Annotated in this window: 18 protein-coding genes; 3 read left to right on the top strand and 15 right to left on the bottom strand. The window is 48.7% G+C overall.

Going from position 1 to position 15,211, the window contains the following annotated elements:
- Nucleotides 1-7 precede the first annotated feature (7 nt).
- Nucleotides 8-556 carry a DUF6265 family protein gene (locus LZD49_RS32080; protein ID WP_234672309.1) on the bottom strand — a complete coding sequence of 183 codons (549 nt, stop codon included), beginning with the start codon at nt 554-556 and terminating at the stop codon, nt 8-10.
- 182 nt (nt 557-738) lie between these two features.
- Between LZD49_RS32080 and LZD49_RS32085 the strand changes: the two genes are divergently transcribed.
- The 3 genes from LZD49_RS32085 (at nt 739) to LZD49_RS32095 (ending at nt 3,914) form a co-directional block, all read left to right on the top strand.
- On the top strand, nt 739-1,290 hold the full coding sequence (locus tag LZD49_RS32085; RefSeq protein WP_234672310.1) for a hypothetical protein: 552 nt from the start codon (nt 739-741) through the stop codon (nt 1,288-1,290).
- Nucleotides 1,291-1,406: 116 nt separating this feature from the next.
- Nucleotides 1,407-2,333: a hypothetical protein gene (locus LZD49_RS32090; protein WP_234672311.1), complete on the top strand. Its 927-nt coding sequence runs from the start codon at nt 1,407-1,409 to the stop codon at nt 2,331-2,333.
- A gap of 18 nt (nt 2,334-2,351) precedes the next feature.
- Complete coding sequence (locus tag LZD49_RS32095; protein ID WP_234672312.1) at nt 2,352-3,914, top strand: phosphatase PAP2 family protein; 1,563 nt, start codon at nt 2,352-2,354, stop codon at nt 3,912-3,914.
- A gap of 62 nt (nt 3,915-3,976) precedes the next feature.
- Here LZD49_RS32095 and LZD49_RS32100 read toward each other — a convergent pair whose 3' ends face one another.
- The 14 genes from LZD49_RS32100 to LZD49_RS32165 form a co-directional block, all read right to left on the bottom strand.
- Nucleotides 3,977-4,465, bottom strand: a complete 489-nt coding sequence (locus LZD49_RS32100; RefSeq protein WP_234672313.1) for a YdeI/OmpD-associated family protein — start codon at nt 4,463-4,465, stop codon at nt 3,977-3,979.
- Nucleotides 4,465-4,809 carry a TfoX/Sxy family protein gene (locus LZD49_RS32105; protein ID WP_234672314.1) on the bottom strand — a complete coding sequence of 115 codons (345 nt, stop codon included), beginning with the start codon at nt 4,807-4,809 and terminating at the stop codon, nt 4,465-4,467. The genes LZD49_RS32100 and LZD49_RS32105 overlap by 1 nt, the downstream gene beginning before the upstream one ends.
- Nucleotides 4,810-4,812: 3 nt before the next feature.
- The gene (locus LZD49_RS32110; protein WP_234672315.1) at nt 4,813-6,975 is read right to left on the bottom strand and encodes a molybdopterin cofactor-binding domain-containing protein; all 2,163 of its coding nucleotides are present in this window, start codon (nt 6,973-6,975) and stop codon (nt 4,813-4,815) included.
- A gap of 30 nt (nt 6,976-7,005) precedes the next feature.
- The gene (locus LZD49_RS32115) at nt 7,006-7,497 is read right to left on the bottom strand and encodes a (2Fe-2S)-binding protein (protein WP_234672316.1); all 492 of its coding nucleotides are present in this window, start codon (nt 7,495-7,497) and stop codon (nt 7,006-7,008) included.
- 90 nt (nt 7,498-7,587) lie between these two features.
- Entirely contained in the window at nt 7,588-8,151 is a 564-nt protein-coding gene (locus LZD49_RS32120) for a DinB family protein (protein WP_234672317.1), read from the bottom strand.
- Between the two features lie 118 nt (nt 8,152-8,269).
- Nucleotides 8,270-8,719, bottom strand: a complete 450-nt coding sequence (locus tag LZD49_RS32125) for a DUF3052 domain-containing protein (protein WP_234672318.1) — start codon at nt 8,717-8,719, stop codon at nt 8,270-8,272.
- 221 nt (nt 8,720-8,940) lie between these two features.
- The gene (locus LZD49_RS32130; RefSeq protein WP_234672319.1) at nt 8,941-11,007 is read right to left on the bottom strand and encodes a gliding motility-associated C-terminal domain-containing protein; all 2,067 of its coding nucleotides are present in this window, start codon (nt 11,005-11,007) and stop codon (nt 8,941-8,943) included.
- The gene (locus LZD49_RS32135) at nt 10,953-11,543 is read right to left on the bottom strand and encodes a hypothetical protein (RefSeq protein ID WP_234672320.1); all 591 of its coding nucleotides are present in this window, start codon (nt 11,541-11,543) and stop codon (nt 10,953-10,955) included. Before LZD49_RS32135 ends, LZD49_RS32130 begins: the two co-directional genes overlap by 55 nt.
- Before the next feature lie 9 nt (nt 11,544-11,552).
- Nucleotides 11,553-12,155: a hypothetical protein gene (locus LZD49_RS32140; RefSeq protein WP_234672321.1), complete on the bottom strand. Its 603-nt coding sequence runs from the start codon at nt 12,153-12,155 to the stop codon at nt 11,553-11,555.
- A gap of 2 nt (nt 12,156-12,157) precedes the next feature.
- Entirely contained in the window at nt 12,158-12,664 is a 507-nt protein-coding gene (locus LZD49_RS32145) for a hypothetical protein (RefSeq protein ID WP_234672322.1), read from the bottom strand.
- Nucleotides 12,665-12,691: 27 nt separating this feature from the next.
- Entirely contained in the window at nt 12,692-12,886 is a 195-nt protein-coding gene (locus LZD49_RS32150; protein WP_234672323.1) for a hypothetical protein, read from the bottom strand.
- A gap of 19 nt (nt 12,887-12,905) precedes the next feature.
- The gene (locus tag LZD49_RS32155; protein ID WP_234672324.1) at nt 12,906-13,814 is read right to left on the bottom strand and encodes a porin family protein; all 909 of its coding nucleotides are present in this window, start codon (nt 13,812-13,814) and stop codon (nt 12,906-12,908) included.
- Between the two features lie 96 nt (nt 13,815-13,910).
- The gene (locus LZD49_RS32160; RefSeq protein ID WP_234672326.1) at nt 13,911-14,216 is read right to left on the bottom strand and encodes a hypothetical protein; all 306 of its coding nucleotides are present in this window, start codon (nt 14,214-14,216) and stop codon (nt 13,911-13,913) included.
- Complete coding sequence (locus tag LZD49_RS32165; RefSeq protein WP_234672329.1) at nt 14,213-14,659, bottom strand: hypothetical protein; 447 nt, start codon at nt 14,657-14,659, stop codon at nt 14,213-14,215. The genes LZD49_RS32160 and LZD49_RS32165 overlap by 4 nt, the downstream gene beginning before the upstream one ends.
- Nucleotides 14,660-15,211: the final 552 nt, after the last annotated feature.

The following is a 15,211-nucleotide window of genomic DNA, read 5'->3' on the forward strand; positions in this document are numbered from 1 at the left end:
TGATTGGTTAATGTATTCGTTTGTAGGGATAATCGACCCTGCGAGATTTTGTATTCACTTCGCCTTCGATGTAGGCAAAAAGCAAATCGCCTGATTTGAAATCATAAACAATGCGCTTGGGAAAATCGTGATGCAGATTTTCAAACACAAAGCGGTTACCCTTGATGGATTTCAGTTTGAAAAGCACTTCCTTATCCCCGTTCTGTCCTGCGGCAACCGGCGCGTAAACGATCTCGGTGCCCTGGATGTAAAGCCGCACCTTTTCAAGGGGTGTCGTGTCCGCATTGGTCAGTGTGTAGCTCATTCCGGCGAACTCCTTCTCACTTTTACGCATCCAGGTTTCATATATGTCGCCGCGTTCACGTTTATTTAGCCAGGTTCCGACAATGGGTTTAAGTTTTTCAAAATCCTTTTGGTTAAACGATGTATCCTGCAAAAATCCGCAGCATAGCGGCAAGAGGACTATCAGTAGCCTCTTTTTTAGCTGAAACAAAGCATGATAGGCGCGCATGGTGTACAGATCAAATGTTGTGCCGATCAAGTTAGCAAATTTCACGGCTCATTAGATTAACACATTTCACTCACCTACCTGAAATCCAAATAAATAGCACATTCATCCTACATTAATTAACCTTCGGTTACGATATTTTGCAGAAACCCAGCCGGTTATTGATCTTACAGGTCCTTGCTTATATGTACCTAAAATGATTACATTTGGTTATAAATCCTCTTTCAGAATTGAGAAGAATCGTGTCGATAGGGTTATTCTTACTGCTGCTCTACAATGTGTTTGGGCTTAGCTTCGCCGTTCTTTTATTTGAAAAAGACTACCAAATCGCATCCGCCAGCGTCCCTTCTGAGTCGCGCGTGCTGAAAATGTACCTGCCGTCTCTCCCCTATTCGGGAAACCTTGAAATAACAGAGGATATAAAGGGACTGGTGAGGCACGATGGCCAATTCTACAATCCAACCGGTGTGTTGCACGAGAACGATACGCTGTATGTGACGCTTCAGTCCAATGAGGCGGCGCGTGATCATTTTTTCGAGCTTGCCAATGCGATGCAGCTTCTCAACGACCCGCAAACCGATGCGCCTGAAAATCCTTATGAAAAGGCGGTCGAGCTCCTTGGCAGCCTATTAAAGGTCTACATTGCTGGTAACCAGAAATTTTCCTTCCCGTATGAAGACAGTGCCCAGGGACGATTTATTACTTCATACATTCATTTCGCCGCAACACATTATCATTCATTCAAGAGCTTGCTGGCCTCTCCACCGCCAGAACGCTGCTAAGAATTGCCCCGAACCATAATGATTAATGACCGGGAATATAGCCTGATCAAACAGCGCTATGCAATACGATTTAGCGTCTGCATTGGCAGGTGCACAACTCACTAACATGTAATCCTATGATATATTCTTTACATAAAAAAGGGCTGCGCGTGCTCGTCTCGCTGCTGACAATGGCCGGCTCGATTCCCGCTGTTTACGCCCAAATGCCCAATGATGCTATTTATATGGGCAAGAAAACAGCATGTCTCGCTGTCAGTTACACGCACAGCTCCTGGGACCAGTATTGGGAAAATTCTTTAAAACGAGAAAACCTGAACATCGGTACCCACACCACACAAAGCGTAATGCCCATGCTGGCTGTGGGTATCACCAAAAACCTCAATGCCATTATCGCCGTGCCTTACATCTGGACGCAGGCAAGTGCTGGAAACCTGAAATGGCATAAGGGTGTTCAGGACGCTTCTCTTTGGCTCAAATACCGCTTTTTCAACAAATCGGGCTTCTCGCTGCATGCGATTGGAGGCGGATCAATCCCGCTGACTAATTACATTCCGGATTTTATGCCTATGTCTATTGGAATGCAATGTAAAACCGCAACTGCACGCCTTTTGGCCAGCTACCGCCATAAAAGCGGCATTTATCTGACCGCTTCGGGCAGCTACATTTTCCGCAGCAAAATCACCATCGACCGCGACTCCTACCAGGCTGACGACAAGTTGTACAACACCAACAAAGTTTCCCCACCTAATGCCTACGACGCGTCGGCAAGGTTGGGTTATCTCAAAAAAGCGATTCAGGCCGAAGGATTCGTCGAATACGGCGCTTGTGATGGCGGTGATAATATCCGTCGCAACGATATGCCGTTCCCGACTAACAATATGAAATCGACGGTAGTGGGTGTGTATGCCAAATTCCAGCCCAAAAACATCGGTGTCAACGCGCGCGCCTCGCATGTGATCGAGGGGCGCAATGTAGGCCAGAGCACCACATACTCAATTGGTGTTCTTTACCAGTTCCGCTATGCCAAAGAAGCTAAAAACTAATTTTCAAATAGGAATACAATGAAATCCAACCATATATTTATCCGACACGCCATCACTCGCCTGATAATTCCGATGCTATCGGTGATCATGCTTTGGTCGTGTTCAAAGACCGTCGACGAGCCTACCGCAGGCATTAACACACCATCCAGCCTGGATGAAAGAGCCGGCACCTGGAAACCTTATGTGCTCGCATCATCGAGCGAAATTGCCGTTGCAGAACCAAAGGCCATTTCTTCGGATGAATATAAAGCCGAGCTCAAAAAGCTGAAAGAGGCGGCAGATGCCACTACACCTCAGCAACGCGAACAGGTGAACTACTGGGGAGCGGGAGCTGTGTACCGTTGGAATGAGATCGGGCGCGAACTTGCAGCACGCTACAACACTCCTCCCGCCTCCAACGCGGAGGGTAAATACCCTGTGCCCGATGCTGCCAACCCGTTGAAAGACCCAAAATTCCCATTTGCCAACCCGCCTTACACAGCGCGCGCGCTGGCATACCTGAGCGTGGCACAGTACGACGCGCTGGTGACCGCATGGAATTATAAGTTCAAATACAACCGAAAAGCCCCTTCGAAAAACGACACTTCGATTAAAACTTTGCTGCCCGTAAGCGAGCTGCCTTCCTATCCGTCGGAAGATGCCGTGGTAGCAGAGGCCTCTGTGGTTATCCTGAAAGCGATGTTCCCCGGTGAAGTGGCCTATCTGGATGCCAAACTTGCTGAGCATAAAAGCAGCAGAACGTGGGCGGGGATGAATGTCGAGAGCGATATTTTAGCCGGTTCGGATCTTGGAAAAGCAGTTGGAGCCAAAATAATGGCCCGCGCACGTACCGACAAGATGGGGGCAGCCAACAACCAGGCTCAAACCGCCGCGATGATCGCCAATGCGCGAAAGATTGGCATCGATGAACCTTGGGTAAGCCAGGAATTCCCGCCACGACCGCCTATGCTTCCTACTTATGGATTTGTAAAAACCTGGAATTTCGATTCGGCAACGGTAGTAGCGCTTCGCCCTGAAGCGCCACCGGCCATCGGCAGCCCTGCATTCCAGAAAGATATGAATGAGCTGCTTAACATTGCCAAAAACCAGACCCGCGAACAGGCGCGCATTGCAAGCTTCTGGTCAGACGGCGTGGGCAGTTATACGCCTCCCGGACACTGGCACAGGAAGGGCGCTTCGCTCTGCCATGAAAACAATTACAGCGAAGTCCGCACCGCTCGCACGCTTGCGCTTCTGGGTACCACCCTGCAGGACGCCGGAATTTGCTGCTGGGATGTGAAGTATTATTTTTACTATCCTCGTCCAAACCAGATGAGCAGCAAGGTCAAGACATCTGTGGGACTACCGAACTTTCCGTCCTACACATCCGGCCACTCCACTTTCTCTGGGGCTGCGGCCGAAATACTGGCGCACATCTTCCCCGACAAAAAGAAAGAAGTTGACGATATGGCTTCCGAAGCATCCGTTTCACGCATTTACGGTATGATCCACTACCGCTTCGACTGCGAAGTCGGATTGGCTTCGGGACATAAAATTGGTGGTTATGCTGTGCAAAGGGCCAAGACTGACGGTGCTGAGTAGTTTTTTAGATTTTATCAATGTAAAAGCCCGACCTTGACGATCGGGCTTTTACATTTACACGGTCAAATCGGCTGATCCCCTGTCAGTCGCTTCCCGTGGGTAAGCATATCGATCATTTTAGTGATGCGGGCTATTTTGGTTTCGTCTTTTTTGGCACCATAGACCCAGTCGCGGTATTCTTTTTGAGCGCCTTCGCCAAGTTTTTTAAAGTTCTCGTAAGCCTTTGGCTCGTCTTTGAGGCAATCGAGTAGCTCTTCCGGGATGCCCAAAGCGCTATCGTCGGCGTAAAGCATTACGTGCACCCAATCACCTTCTTTTTTCCCAATTTTCTTTCTGATTTCGGCTTTTACCGGCAGAAACAGCTGGCCGGTCCCCATAGGCATTAGATTATAGCTCAGCAGTTGATAATTATCTATCGTCCCCTTGACTTTCACCATCCCGAACTTCCTCTTGAGCTCGGGCGGGATTTCAGAAATAATCACATAAGTCCAGCCGCCCTTGCCCGGAAACTTTTCCAACTGGTATTTTTGATCAACCAACAGCAGCTCCATTACTTCTTCTTCTTCTTGGACGACTTGGCAAACTTGTTGAAATGTAAACACTTTTGTATCCAGCCGTCAAATGCTTCGCGTGTAGCATAAGCCTGCGGACTGACAAAAACATAGCCCTTCATCGACCGGCCATTATGGATCATTGCCTCAACGCCATTTATTTCGAGGGCAGCCTCGTACTGCTCGTGACCGATACGGCACATTAGCACCTGACTTCGCACACAAATACACAACTTATCCCCGATCATAAACGCTAACCCCTGGAAGAGTATCCGTTCCTCTACCAGGGCTTGATTCGCCAGCGCCTCACGGACGCGGTTAGCCACGCGCTCGTCATAAGCCATGCGTCAGGCGATGTTATTAATATCAAAAGGAAGTTTATACAACCGCTTGCCGACAGCCGCAAAGATCGCATTGCCTAATGCCGGCGCGACAGGCGGAAGCCCCGGCTCACCTACACCACCGGGAACCGCACCGCTGTCGACGATGTGCACCTCCATTTGGGGAGCTTCGTTCAGACGCATGATATTGAACTGGTGATAGTTGCTTTGGTCACAAATGCCATTGGTGAATGTAATGCCGTCCTTGATAGCCGCGGTGATGCCCATTACAATGTTGCCCTCGGTTTGCGCCTTGACATTGTCCGGATTGACGTAGTATCCACAGTCAATCACCGACACCACTTTATCAATCTTCACGCCATTGTCTTTTTTAGAGACGGTAATACAGCAAGCCGAAATGCTGCCGAACGATTTAAAAACCGCGATCCCCTTGCCTGTGCCGGCGGGAAGTTTTTCATTCCAATTGGCTTTTTCGGCAAGTGTATCAAGCACTTTTTTAAAACGTTCGTCCGGAAGGATTTCCAGCCTTGCTTTCAATGGGTCTTTTTTGGCCAAATGCGCCAGTTCATCGATGAAACATTCCTGGCCCCAACCGAAGTTCGAAGCATAAACCGAGCGCCACCAAACTACCGGAATGTCCGTTTTCACATTCGTCCAACTGATCTTGGATGCCGCACCAAATTGATATTTGCTGTTTGCCGTACTAATTTCCTCACTCAGCCAGGGGTCTGCCTCATCGTCTTTCAACCCTTTGAATACCTGTCCGACAATCGACTCTCCGATTGCATGATGATGAAAACCGGTGATTTTGCCATCTTCCACGAATCCCTGCATATGGCTGAGCATTCCCGGGCGGTAAGGGCCCTGGCTGATGTCATCTTCACGCGTCCAGATCACCTTCACCGGCTTTTTCAATTCCCTTGAAATGTGACAAGCTTCCAATAGAAAGTCGTGATAGGCTTTACGCCCAAATGCGCCACCAAGCAAGGTTACGTTGATTTTCACTTGCTCGGGCTTGACTTTCAGATACCCGCAAACATCCCGTAATGCCCAGTCGGGCCCCTGGACCGGAGCCCAGATTTCGACAGAACCATCATCTTTCACATGCACGACCGCATTCTCGGGCTCAATTGGCGCATGTGCCAGAAATGGCGTCTCGTAATGCGATTCCAGCTTGTCTTTGGCGGTAGCATATTTGGCAGAGAAATCACCCTTTTCCTCGAAATTCACCCCCTCCTTCTTCGCAGCTTCATAGGTAGCGGCAAAATAATTGGCCGTATTGACCGTCTTGGCATAATCAGCATTATCCCATTTTATATTCAATGCTTTTTTGCCTTTCAATGCCGCCCACCAATTGGTAGCTACCACAGCAACGGCCTCGGAAGTTCGGTGGGGCATAGTTCGCTCGGTCTTGATGACCTGCAGAACACCCTTTACTTTTTTAGTCTCAACATCGTCGATCGACGTCACTTTGCCGTGGATCATTGGCGAATGCACAATAGCAGCATACACCATTCCCGGAATATCTACATCCAGGCCATAAACTGCCTTACCCGTCACGCGTTCGGGCACGTCCAGGCGCTTGTTGTATTTTCCTATGATTGTGAAATCCTTCGGGTCTTTTAGTTTAGGCTCTTTGGGAATTTCGAGCTTTGAAGCATCATCGGCCAGCTCGCCGTACGAAAGACTTTTCCCGCTGGCCTTGTGCCAAATCTTACCGTCTTCGGCTATGCATTCAGCTACGGGCAGGTTCCATCTTTTGGCAGCGGTGGTGGTCAGCATTTCGCGAGCGGCCGCACCAGCTTTGCGGATTGGCATCCAAAGCTCACGTACGGAGCTGCTGCCGCCGGAAGTCTGGCTCCCGTATTTCCCTTTTCCATCGCTCTGCACGATCAGCACTTTTTCCAAGCTCACTTCCAATTCCTCGGCCAGCAGCGACGGCACCGCTTGTGTTGATCCCTGCCCCATGTCCGGACGCGGGTTCACCAACGTGATATTCCCCGTCGTATCGATAATGATAAAAGGATTGATTTCCAGTTTCAAAACCGCCGGGGCGATCTTTTTCAGGGTAGCATCTTTGGTAAAGCCCGAAATACCTACGGCCAGTCCCAGCGATGTAAAGCCGGCGGCTTTCAGGAAGTCGCGGCGGGTTGTTTGTATATTTTTCAATGTTTTTGAGGCTAAGGTTGATGAATGGCATTAACGCTGGCCGATCCCTTTTTCGGTAACTTTGATTTCCTGCGAAGCGCGATGGATCGCCTTTCTAATCCGGTCATAAGTACCGCAGCGGCACAGGTTCCCGCTCATAGCGGCGTCGATGTCGGCATCCGTGGGCGTCGGGTTCGCTTTAAGCAATGCCGCGGCCGACATAATTTGCCCCGACTGGCAGTAACCGCATTGCGGCACCTGCTCTTCGATCCAGGCTTTTTGGATGATGCTCATCTTGCCTTCTCCGATCCCCTCGATGGTAGTGATCTTATCGTTTTTTCCGACGCTGGACACAGGCGTCTGACAGGCGCGTGCAGGCTGACCGTTCAGATGGATCGTGCAAGCACCGCAAAGCGCCATGCCACATCCGAATTTGGTCCCTTTCAAATCGGCAAAGTCGCGTATTACCCAAAGCAAAGGCATATCGGGCTCTACATCGACTTTCACCTTTTTACCATTCAATGATAAATTGTATACAGCCATAATGGTGAGTGAACAAGAATTAATGAGAGTGGTGAATAATATGTAAAATATTGGAAATTCCCTGACTTTTACAACTATCCCGAACCTATGTCAGGCTTTTAAAAAAATAAGTTGCCCCAGGTGGTAAGCCTGATGATTGGTCCTGTTAATCAATATATTAAGCTTATTACGGTGGGGTTCACGCGCAAAATCCTCGTCAGATATCGCATTGTGTTTCCTGAACCATTCCTCTGCGTCCAGTTCGGCGAAGTAGCCGGTCAAAACCTGGTTCAGGTTTGTCCATTTGGCTTTTAATTCCGCTACTGACGGTATCTGGTCAAATTTACCGTCGGGATTTTTCACAAAAAGCTCATCGAGTTCAGGGTAAAGGCGCTCACCCAGACCCAACAGCGAGATCATCCCGTCATTAATAGCAACCAGATGGCCCAGCAAATAAATCGCCCGGTTTTTCCCTTCGGCGACGGACACCAACAAACGTTCGTCAGGCAATTTGGCCAGCAAGCCGTTCAGGCGCTGGTTTTGCAGCTCCCAGTTGGAGACTACCATTTTAATAAATACTTCCCTGCTCTCTCTCAGAGGGTTGGCTTTGTCAGGCGTAATCATGGTGAAGTTCTTATTGTTTGTGAAATAGAAATCGGGCTTTATCCCATTCACGACAACAAGTTAGCGCCCGACAAGGGTCGCCGCTGTCTGGATTTATTTTTGATGCTCCACGCCCAGCTCGCGACCAGCACTGCAAACATGCATTGTATCAATCGCTTGACCATACCTCCTACCTGTCTTTAACCCTGATCACCAACTTCAAACCCGACCATACCGCGTCTACTGCGCATACTTTCACATCTACCAGCCCTATTGATAATGCCAGATTCCGAATCACATCTTCTGTGACGTCGGTGGGAACTTTCGATGCTTTCTTGGGCCAGGAAATCCATATCATGCCGCTGGGCACGATTTCCGCTTTCAATGAAGCCAAATCCCTTACCAGGTCAGCTGCTTGTTTTGTAAAATAATGAATGAAATCGAGGCGTTCAGAACTCTCCCCGAAAAACTCGATATCGGCCGGAAACACCCCTAACAAGTCAAAATAATGCTCCGGCGGATCGACCAGCCGGATTTTATAGCCAGCCTTAATACCTAACTTTTTAACAAGACTAGCTTCCGAATAACCTGCCTGGGCTACCATAATATAGGTAAATGGTACATATTGGTAAGTTACCAATTCAATGTTTCAGACACAAGCTCGCGCTAACAGCAAAGATCTTTTGAATCTCGCAAGCAAATTTCAGAGAATGGAAGATATCTGCAAGGGCAGCCGACACTTTACCCTTCTTGACACTACACTACAACAGGCTTTACTGGGGTATACGTCGTTGTCTTCCCAAGGACCAGGCGATATGGCGGCAGGTGTAGTCAGGCAGGTGATTGAGGAGAAATGAAAGGCTAATATAGTATGGTTACCGAATCGTTTATTTCAAACTTCTGATTAATTACCAGTCGATAGGCATACACTCCGGCAGGTACCGCCACACCTCGGTATTTGCCATCCCATGGAATCCGGTAATCTGCCGAATGGTAAATACATACGCCCCAGCGATTATAAACAAATAGCTCGCCAGCAGGAAATTCGGATGCCCGCACTGGGGTCCATAGGTCATTGAGACCATCACCATCAGGTGTAAAAACATTCGGTAAAAGATTACCGGAAGGTTTAGGTTTGGCGCCCAATATCACACTTGCCGAATCTGTGCATCCGATTTCGTTTTGCGCATATACAAAGTACACACTATCACGCACAGAAGCGCGAAACGACTGTTCCTTAAGCTGCTGATCAGCAAACAAGCTTACCGGCTGCCAGGCTGTGACGACAAAGCTCTGAGCAGCATCGGCTTTCAAAACAATGCTCTCGCCTGCATATAAAGGCGCATCGTAAAGAGCAGTGAGCTGCACTTTAAAATGCTGAACGGTAATCTGAATGATCTTATTGACGCTGTCGCACCCGAAACGGTTTTTCAATATTTCCGAAAATGTAGTATCCCGTAGGAAAACCTGACCATTGTAAACTACCGAATCGCAACCCGTTACGGGAACCTGCTGATCGTAGCCCTTACCGGGATGCACCTCAATCACGATCGGTTCGGTAACTAACTGCCTGGGATTAGCACACTCGTCGCGATTGGTTACAAGCAGCGACACTTTGTCGCCATTTGCCAAGCCCGCCGTGTTAAAACCCTCCCCGGTTGCTGCTGGAATATCCGTTCCGTTGACTCGCCATTGAAAGGCGGGATTCAGCGCATTCGACACTTCCGAAGTAAATGCCAGTTCCTCCCCCTCACAAACCTGCACGGACGGGCCGGAGATCGTCGCGCTCATCGGAGGCTTTGACGCAGGAACTGTTACTCCCACCTCCTTTGCTACCTGCTGATTACACGCATCCCTGACGGTTACTTTATAGATAGTCGATGCTGCGGGATGCACATACACCTCATTTCCAGTCAGGTTACCCGGAGTCCATAGATAAGTATAGGGCTTTACTCCGTAATCGGCTTTCCCGATGAGTTTGATCGTATCACCATTGCAGGTTGCAACCTCCGGGGTCGCAGACGCCGAGATCATTTCCAAAGTACGGCCTTCGATGGTAGTTACAAAAGGTCCGATTCCCTGTACACAGCTGGATTCACAACCGGCCGGTCCCATGCAGGCCCGTATAATCGACAGGGTTGTCTTGGCATAAGTAATTTCACAACTGGGCTGGAAACAACTATTATACCCATTAAATACGCTAAGGTTCCCACCGGATGTACCCGCTGACTCCGGTAGCCCTGAGGTGGACCAGGCCAGATCCTTTCCACACAAGTCATCCCCAAAACCGTATTCGAACCGCATTTTATCTCGCGTGCAAGGCGCAAACGTTTCGAGAAGAAACTCAAAGTACCCGTTCGTTACAGTTACCATGGCAGGAATGGGAATCGTCCAGCTATAACTGCACGCTTCATTGAAATCATACGAACAGTTGGCATTATTGAACGAATTCATCACCGAACCAGGCTTATAAACGCTTTCCGGGCCGGTCACCAGCGGATCGATCACCAACGCACCTTTCAACAAAAATCCCTTTATTTCTTTCGCCGAGATGTGAATGCACAGTTCATCCGACCGGATAGAATAAGACAGATAGGCCACATTCTCAGGCTCCGGCTCCACATATGCCACCGCTTTTCCGATCCGGGCCAGCATTTTGCCTCCTGTACGGTATTCTACCTCTCCAACGCTGACCCTTGCTTTCGGATTCTCGTTGAACACCAGCCTACCTTTGCCGCCGGTGCCATAATGATCACTAAAGAAAAAGCTGTCATAACCCAGAAAACCCCATTCCCGAACGATCAGATTGGTTTTGATCCGACCTTTTTGAACGCGCATTTCCGCATCCACCCCAGGGAAAATATTGCGGATCTTCAACCCATTGTCGCCGGCAGCGTAATCTTGCCAATTTGCACTGGCCAGCTCCACGATTTTCTTCCCGGATACGCCATACAATTTCCAATCATTGAAAAACACTTCCCGGCCGCCGTTACGATGTAGGATTTCCTGCTGTTTATATCAAACCCGACGGGTTCCGGCTGATGTGACGCTTCAATGCGCCCGTCCCCCTTATTTTCGAGCCGCGTGTCGATGATCAGCCATTGACCGTCTCTCCTGTAATGCATTGCGCCGTACGAGCCCTGCAAGAATACCTTGCCTGGCGTATCCGCATCAATATAAAAGCGGGTGGTTTCGGTCCGTTTCTCCAAAATTTCCACTACGTTTCCGGGCGGCTGATTAGGAGCGACGTAACCTGCGTCGGGATGCATGGCAAAGCGTAAATTTTTGGTTTTCCAAAGGTCTGTCACCGGCTTTCTTCTGGAAGAAAACGACTGGAAATTCAACTCATTCGACCCACCAGGCAGACCGAAGACGGGTTTTGCCACCGAAATCATGTTTTCCTGTCCATAACAAGCCCCAAACACCCCGATCCAAAAGCCAATCAGGTACAATGCAAATTTCATAGGAGTAATCTACTTTTTCGTAGCGAAGAGATTTTGAGGTGTCAGCTTCACTTTGGCCATACTTTCGCGTCCACCACGATCTCCTGCCAAATTGATCATCCGTACTTCGGCAGGGCAAGTGCCTTCGTCGCGGACAATGCTCGTCACGGACACAAAGCCCGTATCGTCTTTGTCGAGCCTCACTTTGATGTCGTCCATTCTTGGTTCTCCGCCGTCTTCCCCATTGATGTAAAACCTACCCTCCAGGACGTTAAGTACAGGGTTGTAGGTACCCTTGAATTCTACGAACAATTGGTCGTCGTCATAGTCTGTTCCCTCGCCTTTCCCTGTAATGGATATCAATTGATTACTCCCCTGTTGGCCTGTAAATTCGATATCGAACACAACAGCAACGTCGTTATCCTCCGCCCAGTCACATTTCAACTGCATTTGCCATTTCCCGGTAATGTCAGTGACAAGGCGCAATGCACCCCATTTTTGGCCAAACCAGGACACGCCGGTCAACGGTATTTGCCGACAACCCCTGTTGGGTCCGAATTTACTTTCACATTCCTGGCACGGTGGGCCGCCGTTTGACTGAAAAATACCCAGCTTTCCGTCCTTAGTCTTCAAAACTATGCCGATATGGGACGCCAGCTCGCTGTCTTTTTTTCGTACCAATAAAGAATGTCTCCTTCCTGAAGTTTCTCTTCCGGGCCCAGATCTTGAATGGCCACTTTTGACAGCTCGACATCCTGATCAAACAACTTTTCCCAAAAATCCACATGCCGGATCTTGTCGGCAGTCAGCGACAACGAGGGATCGTAGCCCGACTCTTTGAGGATATTGTACATCAGGCCCGAACAGTCAAGACTATGGATCTTGTACATCTGGCAGCAGCTCTTAACGGGCGGTAGTAAACGTTCCACATAATTGCGTTGACCGTACGAATAGCCCAGTCCATGCTGCTCGGGTTCGTTGGGCTGGGAGCCTTTGGAATAAACCGTTTCCCTGTTGCAAAGCCTCTGCGCAACGGCGGTAGCTTTCGCCAGGAACAAGTTCTTCCGCAACTGAGGACCTGTTTCTGCATTAGCTCTGCCGCCGTTATAATCCGTCAAAAATTCAGGGTCATTTTCTTTCAAAAACTCGGAAACTATTTCGCCTTTGGGCTAAATCATATCCTCGAGAGAATAGTTAGTGGATGGCAGGGTCCCGATTTTCTCCATGAGCCTGGCATCGTAGGGATCTTCACCTGCCGCTTCGGTTACCATGGGCTCCTGCAACTCCCTCGTACAACTCGTAATACCCAGGATAATCAGCGCCGATAACACTCCCGGGCACAGCCTTTTAGTCAATGTTTCCATAAGTAACCTGATTTGAGGATTATTTTTTTCTTTTGATAAAACCGACCCCCAACCTTACTCCCGCATACCTGGCTGGTCCCATTCCTGCAAAGCCATTCCCAAGGTCACCAATATTGACCAAATTGTATTTTGCACTGATATCCATCAGAAATACTCCCGTTCGCAACTCATAGCCGACCCGGCCGCCATAGGCCAGGCTTCCGCCTGTGATATTCTCGCTCAATTCGGTGCCGTCCTGGTATTCGAAAGTGTAAATGTGATATCCGCCTTCGGGCATTAGGTACAGGCCCTTGAAGGGATAAAGCTTTAATCCCAGATGAAGCGGGATTTCGATAAATGAAGTCTTTGCACTAAACCTCGTCTGGCCGTCCTCGACATAGTTCCGCGACACACGCCACTGATTGTAGCCTCCGCTGACCGACAACGCAAAATGGCCGGTCAAATGCAGGTCCAACGCGGCGGTCGCCCCGACGCCATTTCCAAATGCGGCCTTTTCGTCGTCCTTCACCCAGTTGTCGTTCCCGAGCATATGCATACCTTCGGCACCGATCGTCATGGTGATCGCGGGCCTATGTCCTTTATCTACCGACTTTACCCGTTTGGGCTCTTCTTGCAAGTTTGCGCTCTTCTCTTTTTTTACGCCTGCACTAATCCGCTCAACGGTGTGAGCCGGTTGCTTGTCGAACCTCTGCTCGCGGCCGTCGGCAAACCGGACGCTGACGATCTCAGTGAGCAACAGTTTGAGAGGAACCTTTTCGGCCCGGCTGAACGAATGATAATAAACGCTTTCAGCCCCAACACTATCAATTCTTGCTTCCAAAACACTTTTGTTTCGCGTGAAGATAAGGTCGGGCTTCTGCACATTCTGCTGTGCCCACAGGCGGGCAGAGCAGAATAGGACGAAGACTGACAAGGAGAGTTTTTTCATTTTTATGAAATAGGGCAAATGGTTGATTCAACAGGTTACAATCATATATTCCACTCACTATGAAAAAGGTAACTAAAAACCTGCGAGAATTGCCAGTCAGGCAAAGAGATAAGACGTCAACAGGATTAGATTGATGATAACGACCATCAGCCCGATCGGCAGGACCATAATGCGATTTTCAAGGTTATATTTTTTGACAGACACATACGTGCCGAAAATCAATCCAACAAGCATGCCCAAAATTGTCCACATCGTTACAGGCGATGCCGCTACGGAAACATAAAGCGACCGGTCTAGCAGCAAAAAAATACCTGCCGCCATTTTGCCTAACGGCTCACTGATCAGATAAAGGAAGCCCAGGATTACAAGAAATCCCCAAAAACCAAGTTTGATGTTTTTCATATTAAATGCCTTCCGTTTTTCGAATCCATTTCAATGCGTAAAAATTGCCGGAAACGAAAAGTGCCAGCAAATAAAAAGAATGCAAATGGCGATTGTCTTGTCAGATATGGAGCGTCCACCAACCATTGAGAGTCGCCCAGCAACATACCTATCAAATAGCGGAACCCGCCGTATAGGCCTGCAAAAATTGCTGCATACTTTGTCAGTTTGATCGCGTAAGCTCTTGTGGGAAAGACTATTTTGATATCCACCGGTATTTCTACCGCTCCATATACCACCGCGTCCTGAATAATGTAGTCGCCCATATTACTGGTTCCGATCGAAGGGTTCATCAAGCCAATCCTTTCCAGACTTACATTTGCAGACAACTTTTGTTTCGAGCGGAAAGCATCTCGCCAGTTCTTTATTTCCCTTTTAGAGGCTTTATACGTATAGCTTAACATCTGACTTATGTCCATTGAATTTTAATTCTTATTAAAACGCCGGGTTGAATGCCAAAACTTAGCCCCGTCTAAAATACTTTCTCAGCATTTTCCGTAACTTGATACGCCAAATCGCCGCCTTGTATTCTTCCTCACCGATTGTCCCGAAACTTCTTTTCACTTCAAGGCCTTCGGCAGCGGCGGTTAGTGTGTGCAAAGAAGTTGCACCGCCGATACGAAAATTGGTTAAAACCTCGTCAATGTTGTAAAAAGCGACCTTATTTGCATGAAGGCGGTTTAATAGGTCAAAGTCGCCGCATACCCGAAAAATTTTGAAATTAACCTCTGATAACTCTTCAACATAAAAATGTTACGTTAACTGCTGTAACTGCAGGTTTCTGTACGTGTGTGCCCCTGCCTCCTGATTGCTGTTCCGTTCCCATCGGTTTCACTGCCAATCGCCTACAAAGGTAATCGTGATATTTTGTAATAAACTACCACCAATGGCCGCAAACTTACCGGCCGGCTTGTCGTACCCTGCGCCTTGTTTCTGTGACCCTCGACCCCGGATTC

Origin of the sequence: Dyadobacter sp. CY261 (genome assembly GCF_021440085.1) — a bacterium.
Classification (GTDB): domain Bacteria; phylum Bacteroidota; class Bacteroidia; order Cytophagales; family Spirosomataceae; genus Dyadobacter.

Coding starts and splice junctions, on each gene's coding strand:
- LZD49_RS32160 (WP_234672326.1), bottom strand. CDS start 14,216: ATGAAAAACATCAAACTTGGTTTTTGGGGATTTCTTGTAATCCTGGGC.
- LZD49_RS32155 (WP_234672324.1), bottom strand. CDS start 13,814: ATGAAAAAACTCTCCTTGTCAGTCTTCGTCCTATTCTGCTCTGCCCGC.
- LZD49_RS32090 (WP_234672311.1), top strand. CDS start 1,407: ATGATATATTCTTTACATAAAAAAGGGCTGCGCGTGCTCGTCTCGCTG.
- LZD49_RS32165 (WP_234672329.1), bottom strand. CDS start 14,659: ATGTTAAGCTATACGTATAAAGCCTCTAAAAGGGAAATAAAGAACTGG.
- LZD49_RS32115 (WP_234672316.1), bottom strand. CDS start 7,497: ATGGCTGTATACAATTTATCATTGAATGGTAAAAAGGTGAAAGTCGAT.
- LZD49_RS32105 (WP_234672314.1), bottom strand. CDS start 4,809: ATGGCTTATGACGAGCGCGTGGCTAACCGCGTCCGTGAGGCGCTGGCG.
- LZD49_RS32150 (WP_234672323.1), bottom strand. CDS start 12,886: ATGGAAACATTGACTAAAAGGCTGTGCCCGGGAGTGTTATCGGCGCTG.
- LZD49_RS32135 (WP_234672320.1), bottom strand. CDS start 11,543: ATGAAATTTGCATTGTACCTGATTGGCTTTTGGATCGGGGTGTTTGGG.
- LZD49_RS32100 (WP_234672313.1), bottom strand. CDS start 4,465: ATGGAGCTGCTGTTGGTTGATCAAAAATACCAGTTGGAAAAGTTTCCG.
- LZD49_RS32095 (WP_234672312.1), top strand. CDS start 2,352: ATGAAATCCAACCATATATTTATCCGACACGCCATCACTCGCCTGATA.